Origin of the sequence: Lentibacter sp. (assembly GCF_965657785.1) — a bacterium.
Classification (GTDB): Bacteria; Pseudomonadota; Alphaproteobacteria; order Rhodobacterales; family Rhodobacteraceae; genus Lentibacter.
Genome location: NZ_CBFHPP010000044.1, coordinates 1 through 8,784 on the forward strand (window position 1 = coordinate 1; position 8,784 = coordinate 8,784).

Here is an 8,784-nt window from a genome sequence, read left to right on the forward strand (position 1 = left end):
CCCAACCGTAAGCCTGCGCATCCGAAATCGCGCCGGGAAACTCGCTGGCAAAGACCATAAGTTTCTTGGGCACACAGCCACGGATCACACAGGTTCCGCCATAGCGGTCCTCTTCCGCCAAAGCCACTTTTGCGCCGCCCTGCGTCGCCACCCGCGCGGCGCGCACGCCCCCCGAACCGCCGCCAATAACAAAAAGATCATAATCAAAGCTCATGCCGCGTTCCTCAGTCCATCAAATCTGTAAATAAATTGTCGTCTTCCAAAAAGTCGAGACGGTCCGTTTCGACAGTCCCCGCGTTGATATCGCGGATTTCGACCTTGCCGTCGCCGTAACCCACCACAACCTTGTCACAGATATCAATGAACAAGCCGTTCTCCACCACACCGGGGATCTGGTTCATCACAAAGCCGAGCTGGCGTGCATTGCCAATACGGTTGAGGTGCAGATCAAGGATATGGTTCCCCTCATCCGTAAAATACGGGACATCGCCGTTCATTCTGAGCGTAGTGGTCCGCCCGAGCACATCCATGCTCACAAGCGTCTCCTCAATGAGCGCCTTGGTGGTCTGCCAGCCAAACGGGATGACTTCAAGCGGCAAAGGAAACGCCCCAAGCCGCTCGACTTCCTTGCCAACGTCCGCAATCACAATCATCTGGTCGCTGGCCGTCGCCACGATTTTTTCCTGCAAAAGTGCCCCGCCACCGCCTTTGATGAGGTTCAACTCCCCGTCAAACTCGTCCGCGCCGTCAAGGGTGAGGTCAAGCCACTTGGCTTCGTCAAGGCTGATCACCTCAATGCCTACATCGCGCGCCAGCTCGGCTGTGCGCGTGCTTGTCGGCACACCGCGTATCTTGAGGCCGTCTTCGCGCACCATCTCGCCCAAGCAGCGCACCAGCCACGCCGCCGTGCTCCCAGTGCCAAGACCCACGCGCATCCCGTCTTCGACAAACTCCGCCGCGCGCTTGGCTGCGACGAATTTGGCCTTATCAATCGGTGAAAGTTCTCCACTCATGGCAGCCCCGCTTGTATCCGCTGTCTTGCTTATAGAAAACTTGTAGCAAAGGTGCGAGAGGGCGCGCCTGTTTTCTTACAAGAAAACAGATCGCAAAATTGCAATTTTGCGCGCCCGCGTGGCCAAATGTCGTATTTGTCTGCTGCTGCGCTTTTGACACGCCCTAAACTTGGCGCATGATATATCGCCTCCATTACGCCCCTGATAATGCCTCGCTCATCATCCGCCTCGCGCTGGAAGAGCTCGGCGTGCCCTATGACACCGTGCTGGTTGACCGCGCGAGCAAGGCCCAGCGCAGCGAAGGGTATCTTGCGCTCAATCCCAACGGCCTCATTCCCGTGCTCGAAACACCCCATGGCGCACTGTTTGAAACAGGCGCGATTCTCCTCTGGCTGGCCGATACCCACGGCAAGCTTGCCCCCGCGCTCGACAGCGCCGCGCGTGGTGACTTCCTCAAATGGCTGTTTTTTGTTTCCAACACGCTCCACACCGAGCTGCGCATCCTGTTTTACCCTGCCAAATACATAGGAGACGACGCAGATCACCACGCCGCCCTGCGCCTAGGATTGCAAAAGAGCCTCGCCGCACATTTGCAAAAGCTAGACAACCTCGCCTCTGCCCATCACAGCTGGTTCGCGAGCGCCTCACCCAGCATCCTCGATCTCTATGTCGTGACGCTGATACGTTGGCTTGCGCTCTACCCAAAAGACGGCGCGCACTGGTTCTCTCTGGCCGACACGCCGCATTTGTATACTTTAGCGTCTCAAGTCGAGTGCCGCACCAGCGTGAAGGCGGCTATCAACGCCGAAGGCCTTGGCCCCACACCATTCACAGCACCCCGCTACGCCACACCTTCGGAAGGATCGGCCACCTAATGTTTCTCTCAGTCTTTGAAATGTTCAAAGTGGGCATCGGCCCCTCCTCATCGCACACCATGGGCCCGATGGTCGCCGCTGCGCGCTTTCTGGAGCTAATGCGCGCCTCGCCGTTTGAGTTCGCAGGCCTCAAAGGCAGCCTTCACGGCTCCCTCGCCTTTACAGGTGTCGGCCACGCAACGGACCGCGCAACCATCCTTGGCCTCGCAGGCTTTGTCCCCGAGACATATGATCACGAGCAAGCCGAAGCCACGCTTGAGGCGATCCGCGAGACACACATCATCCAGCCCGAGGGCCTGCCCGCGCTCAAATTCTCGCCCAAAGACGATCTTGTGTTTGATTACGGCCCGGCCCTCGCCGGCCACGCCAACGGCATGGTCCTGCACGCAACAGACGCACAGGGCGATGTGATCCTGTCTGAGACTTATTATTCCATTGGCGGCGGCTTTGTGCTTACCGCCGATGAACACGCTCAGGGCAAAGCCACAGATGATGATGGCCCGCCCATCCCTTACCCGTTCAAATCTGCCGCCGAAATGCTCCAGATGTGCAAAACCTCTGGCAAGAATATTGCCGAGATGAAACGCGCCAATGAAGTCGCCCGTGGCGGCCACGACAATCTGCGCACAGGCTCAGCCCGCATCTGGCAAGTGATGAACGATTGTATCAACCGTGGCCTTGAAACCGAAGGCGAGCTGCCGGGCGGCCTCTTCGTGAAACGCCGCGCCAAGGGCATCCACGATGCGCTCATCGCCGAGCGCGGCATGAACCAACGCGCGCCCCACACCATCAACGACTGGATGAGCACATACGCCATGGCTGTCAACGAGGAGAACGCCGCAGGCGGTCAAGTCGTCACCGCGCCGACCAATGGCGCGGCTGGCGTCATGCCCGCCGTAATCCGCTACTGGCTTGATCACGTGCCAGGCGCCTCTGAAAGCAGCGTTGAAGATTTCTTGCTCACAGCCGCCGCCATCGGCGGTCTGGTCAAGTTCAACGCAAGCATCTCGGGTGCCGAAGCGGGCTGTCAGGCCGAGGTCGGCTCTGCCGCCGCTATGGCCGCCGCTGGCCTCTGCGCCGTCATGGGAGGCACGCCCGAACAGGTCGAAAACGCAGCTGAAATTGCGCTCGAGCACCACTTGGGCATGACCTGTGACCCTGTCAAAGGCCTCGTGCAAGTTCCCTGTATCGAGCGCAACGGCCTCGGCGCGATCAAGGCGGTGTCCGCCGCCTCTCTCGCGCTGCGAGGAGATGGAACACACCTCGTCCCGCTCGACGCCTGCATCGAAACCATGCGCCAAACGGGCCTCGACATGAGCGAAAAATATAAAGAGACCTCCCTTGGCGGCCTCGCCGTCAACGTCCCCAACTGCTGAAAACAGGCGCCTCGTGGTCTGGCGTCGCTTTTGAGCCAGACCAGCAGCCCCAAGCCTTTAACCCGTGATCAAAACAGGACCTCTTATGCAAGACCGCACCACCCTCGGCATCGCCTTCATGGTTGCCTTCGCCCTTGTCGCCCCGATCATGGACGCCTTCGCCAAAGCCACGCCCGATTATATCCCCGTCATGGAAATCCTCGGCTTCCGCTTTGGCATACAAGTCTTGCTGCTCCTGCCCATCGCCTTTTACCTGCGCATCGCCCACCGCCCGCGCCTTCCAGAAGTCGGCCTGCATCTGGTGCGCGGCTTTCTCATTATGGCCGCCACAGGCCTCTTCTTTGCCGCCGTGCGCGAAATGCCTCTGGCCAACGCCATCGCAATCTTTTTTGTCGAACCCTTTATCCTGACGCTGCTCGGCGCGCTCTTTCTGGGCGAAGCTGTCGGTCTGCGCCGCATCATGGCCTGTGCGGTCGGCTTTGGCGGCGCACTCCTCGTGATCCAGCCGAGCTTTTCAGAGCTTGGCGTCGTTGCGCTCTACCCTCTGGGCACAGCCCTCTGCTTTGCGCTTTACATGGTCATGACCCGCTCCATGGCCCGCCGCCTCAGCCCGATCACGCTGCAAGCCTACACGGCTATTGCCGCATCGGTGCTCATCCTGCCGCTGCTCTTTATATATGATGGCACAGGCCACGCAGCCCTTGACCCCGCAATGCCCCATGGCCTCGCCGTCTATACGCTCCTCGGCGTCGGTATTGTCTCGACCATCTCGCATCTCTTCATCAGCCTCGCACTCAAGTTTGCCCCCGCCGCCACCATAGCGCCGCTGCAATACCTCGAGATCGTCGCCGCAACGGCCCTTGGCTATTTTGTCTTTAGCGATATCCCTGATGCCCTCACGTTCCTCGGCATCGCCGTCATCGTCAGCGCGGGCCTCTACGTCTTTGCCCGCGAGCGCCAGTCCGAACAGAAGCAGGCCTTACAAGCTGGCTTGCCCCACGCCCCCTAGATAGACCCGAGCGGCCCTCAAGGTCTGTTATGGCTCTCCCGCCTTTCGTTCACAGAGCAGCGGCTGATCGCTCGTTTAGCCAGTCAATCAACTTTAAGTTGCCAGATCAGGTTATGCGCTTTAGCCTTTTTTCCATGTCTGAAGACAAACCTCTTCTTGGTATCATGTTGATGCTCGGTTTCTGCCTCATCGCCCCTCTCGGTGATGCTGTGGCAAAACTCATAGGCCAAACTGTAGCCTTGGGGCCTATGCTCTTTATCCGCTTTGGCGCTCAGGTGCTCCTTCTCGCACCGTTCATCGCCCTGTCGCTGCGCCCGTGGCGACTGTCGCGCCGTGCGCTTGGGTTCTGTGCTCTGCGTACCCTGCTTCATATGGCAGGCATCGGCCTCATGTTTACGGCCCTGCGCCATATGCCGCTGGCCGACGCCATAGCCATCGTGTTTGTGCTGCCGTTTCTCAATCTTCTGCTTGGCCACATCCTGCTCAACGAAACGGTCGGCGCCGCCCGCCTCCTGGCCTGTCTTGTAGGCTTCACAGGCACCCTCTTTGTAATCCAGCCAAGCTTCACCGCTGTGGGCTGGTATGCCTTTTTGCCCCTCTTCGTCGCCGTGCTGTTCTCTGGCTTCATGCTCATCACCCGCCACATCGCCGCCGAAACAGACCCGATCGGGTTACAATTCGTCTCAGGCCTCATGGCCACAGTGCTCTTGCTCCCGGTCTTTGTCCTCGGCAGCGCAGCAGACATTGCCGAAATGACATGGGGGCTTCCAAACAGCCACGAATGGAGGCTGCTGCTCTCGGTCGGCGCACTCGGCACCTTGGCGCATCTTTTGATAACATGGTCCCTGCGTCATGCGCCCTCCGCCACAGTCAGCCCCATACAATATGTCGAAATCCCGATTGCCGCGCTCATTGGCCTCGTCATTTTCTCGGAATTGCCAAACACTTTGGCCGCCTTCGGCATGAGCCTCACAATCGCTGCCGGCCTCTTTACAATGCTCTTTGAGGAGGCCAAACGGCGGCGCTCTGCAAAAGCTGCGCCACAGCAGCTGTCAATTCCGACCGCGGCAGAATAACCAACATCGCGGGCCCATTCACGCTCAAGTCAACAGGCCCCAACGCTTCATTGGAGGTGCCGATCCGGCTCAAAGGGTCAAACGAGACCTCATCCACAGGCCAGCGCAGCCCCTCTGACTGCGACCGCACAGGGCCCAAGGGAAACAGCGAAACACGTGTGCCTACCAGCAGCTCAAGCCGCATCACAGGCGGCGCCAAAAAGGCGATATCCTCGCCGCCAATCAAAATACAGCGCCGCTCGGGGTAGGCCGCCAAAGCATGAAACGCCGCCAGCTCGTGATCAATCCGTCCGCCGAGAAACCCGACTCCAAGCACAAGCGGAGCCTCTATTCGCGTGAGACATTTCACAAAATCGGTGCTGTTTTGCTCCGCCACTCGATGCGCCCGATCTGGCCAAAGACGGCCCAACGACTCAGGCGAAATAGAATCAAGGTCTCCGATCACCATGTCAGGCTCATGCCCCTGCGCCATCAGCCAATCAGCCCCGCTGTCTGCAGCAATCACACGCCGATAGAACCCGCGCGCGGCTTCTAGCCCCGCTTTGCGCTTCTTTCCGCCGCCAACCAGCAAAACTGGTTCCTGATCGTGAACAATAGCCGTTTTCATCCGATTTTTACCCTTTTGCAGGAAACACATCACAATATTGACACAAAATGATACGCTTAAAATCTTAGATTCGGTCTGCTTTCGACGCCGTGCGCGGTCATTAACTATGACAATTACAGAATTACGTGGCGAGCAAGAACATGGTTAACACGAACAAGATCCTCACCGTCTCCTATGGCACATTTTCGTGCACATTGGAGGGATTTGACGATTCTTTCGGGACAATGAAGGCCATTGCCGAGTATTTTCGCGATCTTGCCGCCGATGACCGCTACTTTGGCGCAGAGCCGCCCAGCCCTGATGCTGAAATGCTGGCCCGTATCGCCGAGCGTGAAATCTCGCGCCGCGTCGAAGCGCATCGCGATGACAATACCTTTGTTCTGCGCGCAGATCCCGCAAGCTTGCTTCCGAACGCACCAAAACCAGCCGCCCAAGCGCCCGAAGCGACCACAAATGAACCAAACCAAGAGGCCGAGACGACAACTCAAGCGTCCGAGACAGTGATGCCCGAAGCGAAATCCGAAGCACTCCCCCCTGCTCCCGAAGCCGCCCCCACCGAAGAGGCGGCCACAAACGAGATGCCCCCAGAACCACAGTCAAACGCCCAGCCAGACCCGAGGCCAGAAACGTCAATTGCCAGTCTGTCTGCCCTCGTGGCCGAAAGCCAGGCCTCCTATGAGGCCGAAGACAGGCTACCAGAGCCCGCGCCCATTCCCGCGCCCCGTGTGGAAGCCCGTGTGGAAGCTGTCTCTGATGCGCCCAAACCCGCTCAGGACCCAAACAGTGTTGCGGCCAAGCTTCAACGCATCCGTGATGTTGTCAGCAAACATGATGCCGATGACGGCTATTCGGAAGACGAGCACGCTGACGACTTCCTTTCAGAAGAGGAAGCCGCCTCCGAGGATATTTTAAGCCACGCTCAAGCAGATATTGCAGCGGCCCTCGCCGCTGATGATGCGCTTGAAGACCCACAACTTGACGTCGAGAACGAGGACGAGGACGACATCAGCGCTCTCCTGGATCAACTCAGCGCAAAAGACAGCACAAGCGCGCCCTCCCCAGAGCAAAATGGGGCACACCCCGCACCACACGCCGACACCGAAGCGCCAGACCCGCTCCGCGCACGTGTGATCAAAATGAAAAAAGTCGATTTTGATGCCGCGCTGGCCGCAGGCGCCCTCGAAGAGGAAGAGGCTCCCTCTCGCCCCGATATTCCCTCATCCCTCTCGGATGAAGACGAAGCCGATCTCATGCGAGAGTTGGCCGCTGTCGAAGCCGAAGCGGCACAAGACAGCGCCAGCCAAACGCTTCAAACTGTCGATGATGATTATGATGATGAGGACTATGACAGCTACGATGAGGTGGATTTTGACGACGACAGCTATTACGAAGACGACGAAGACGATGCTGCGCTTCGTGAAGACTTAAGTGAAATCACAGGCGAAACCACTGGTGAAGACACCACTGGAAATCTGTTTTCCGATCAAGACGCAGCAACCCATCAAACCGTTGCCTCAACGATGCGCGCCGTGCGCAGTGCCCGTCTCGTTGAAACAGCGACCGATGATCAAATGGGTCGCATTCTTGAAGAAACCAATACCAAACTTGACGAAGACGAAGGCCGTGGCCGCCGCAATGCGATCGCCCATCTGCGTGCCGCTGTGCAAGCCACGGAAGCCGAGCGCAACATAGGCGGCGATCTTGGCGCAGACGGGCGTGATACAGAAGTCTACCGCGACGATCTGGAAACAGCCGTACGACCGCGCCGCCCCGTCGCCGCACAAGGCAAAGCCCGCCCCGATCCACGCCGCGCCGCGCCCCTCAAACTGGTGGCAGAGCAACGCATTGACACCCCAAAGCAAGAAGGCCCTGTGCGTCCGCGCCGTATCAAAGCAACAGAAAGCCTGATCCAGTCCAAAGCGTCAAACGGCGCCGCCGATTTCGCCGATTATGTGCAAAGTGTTGGCGCGCAAAATTTGAGCGAAGTGCTGGAAGCCGCAGCCTCCTATATGGCCTTCGTTCAAGGACAAGATGCTTTCTCACGGCCAGAGCTGATGTCGAAATTGAGCGCTACAAACCATGCGGATACCTCCCGCGAAGATCGCCTGCGCTCGTTCGGCCAGCTTCTGCGCGCCGGCAAAATCCGCAAACTCGGCGGCGGGCGTTTTGAAGCCTCCGAAGATATTTCCTACCGCCCCAGCGCCCGTGCGGCTGGCGCATAAGGTTTGTAACGCGTTCTCTTTTTACCCATTACCCCTTACGATCCTTCACTGCTCTAAACTTCGGGCGCCCTCCGCGGGCGCCCTTTTTTATAAGCAGATCAGATCCGTTCCTGCGTATACTTGCGCAGCTCAACCCGCGCCACTTGGCGGCGATGCACAGCGTCAGGCCCGTCTGCAAGCCGCAGCGTGCGAACGTTCTTCCACATTGCGGCCAAAGGCGTATCTTGTGAAATGCCTTGCGCCCCGAACATTTGCACAGCCTCGTCAATGACTTTCAAAGACATAAGCGGCGCAACAACCTTGATCTGGTGAATCCACGGTGCCGCCGCTTTCATATCGCCCTGATCCATCATCCAAGCGGTCTTGAGACACAAGAGGCGCGCCTGCTCGATCTCCATACGCGCATTGGCAATGATGTCATAATTCGCGCCCAGATGGGCGATCTGCTTGCCAAAGGCCTCGCGCTGCAAGCTGCGGCGGCACATCAGCTCGAGCGCGGCCTCCGCCTGCCCGATCGCGCGCATACAATGGTGTATCCGCCCTGGTCCAAGCCGCCCCTGTGACACTTCAAAGCCGCGCCCCTCGCCCAGAATCATATTCTCTGCG

At 58.7% G+C, this 8,784-nt stretch carries 9 protein-coding genes; 5 read left to right on the plus strand and 4 right to left on the minus strand.

Annotated elements, in window-relative coordinates; genetic code table 11:
- The coding region (locus ACTF58_RS13150) for an FAD-dependent oxidoreductase (protein ID WP_438992422.1) at positions 1-214 on the minus strand (214 nt) is incomplete at its 3' end.
- A 10-nt stretch (positions 215-224) separates the two neighbouring features.
- Positions 225-1,013 carry a ribose-5-phosphate isomerase RpiA gene (gene rpiA / locus ACTF58_RS13155; RefSeq protein ID WP_438992423.1) on the minus strand — a complete coding sequence of 263 codons (789 nt, stop codon included), beginning with the start codon at positions 1,011-1,013 and terminating at the stop codon, positions 225-227.
- Positions 1,014-1,189: 176 nt separating this feature from the next.
- Between rpiA and ACTF58_RS13160 the strand changes: the two genes are divergently transcribed.
- The 4 genes from ACTF58_RS13160 (at position 1,190) to ACTF58_RS13175 (ending at position 5,349) form a co-directional block, all read left to right on the plus strand.
- Complete coding sequence (locus ACTF58_RS13160) at positions 1,190-1,888, plus strand: glutathione S-transferase family protein (protein ID WP_438992424.1); 699 nt, start codon at positions 1,190-1,192, stop codon at positions 1,886-1,888.
- Positions 1,888-3,264: an L-serine ammonia-lyase gene (locus ACTF58_RS13165; protein WP_438992425.1), complete on the plus strand. Its 1,377-nt coding sequence runs from the start codon at positions 1,888-1,890 to the stop codon at positions 3,262-3,264. The genes ACTF58_RS13160 and ACTF58_RS13165 overlap by 1 nt, the downstream gene beginning before the upstream one ends.
- An 85-nt stretch (positions 3,265-3,349) precedes the next feature.
- Positions 3,350-4,273: a DMT family transporter gene (locus tag ACTF58_RS13170; RefSeq protein WP_438992426.1), complete on the plus strand. Its 924-nt coding sequence runs from the start codon at positions 3,350-3,352 to the stop codon at positions 4,271-4,273.
- Between the two features lie 134 nt (positions 4,274-4,407).
- The gene (locus tag ACTF58_RS13175; RefSeq protein ID WP_438992427.1) at positions 4,408-5,349 is read left to right on the plus strand and encodes a DMT family transporter; all 942 of its coding nucleotides are present in this window, start codon (positions 4,408-4,410) and stop codon (positions 5,347-5,349) included.
- Here ACTF58_RS13175 and ACTF58_RS13180 read toward each other — a convergent pair.
- Positions 5,264-5,956, minus strand: a complete 693-nt coding sequence (locus tag ACTF58_RS13180; protein ID WP_438992428.1) for a thiamine diphosphokinase — start codon at positions 5,954-5,956, stop codon at positions 5,264-5,266. The two genes, ACTF58_RS13175 and ACTF58_RS13180, sit on opposite strands and share 86 nt — an antisense overlap.
- Before the next feature lie 140 nt (positions 5,957-6,096).
- Between ACTF58_RS13180 and ACTF58_RS13185 the strand changes: the two genes are divergently transcribed.
- Entirely contained in the window at positions 6,097-8,178 is a 2,082-nt protein-coding gene (locus ACTF58_RS13185; RefSeq protein WP_438992429.1) for a hypothetical protein, read from the plus strand.
- Between the two features lie 98 nt (positions 8,179-8,276).
- Here ACTF58_RS13185 and ACTF58_RS13190 read toward each other — a convergent pair.
- Positions 8,277-8,784 (minus strand): acyl-CoA dehydrogenase family protein (locus tag ACTF58_RS13190; protein WP_438992430.1); only part of this gene is annotated, 508 nt, incomplete at its 5' end.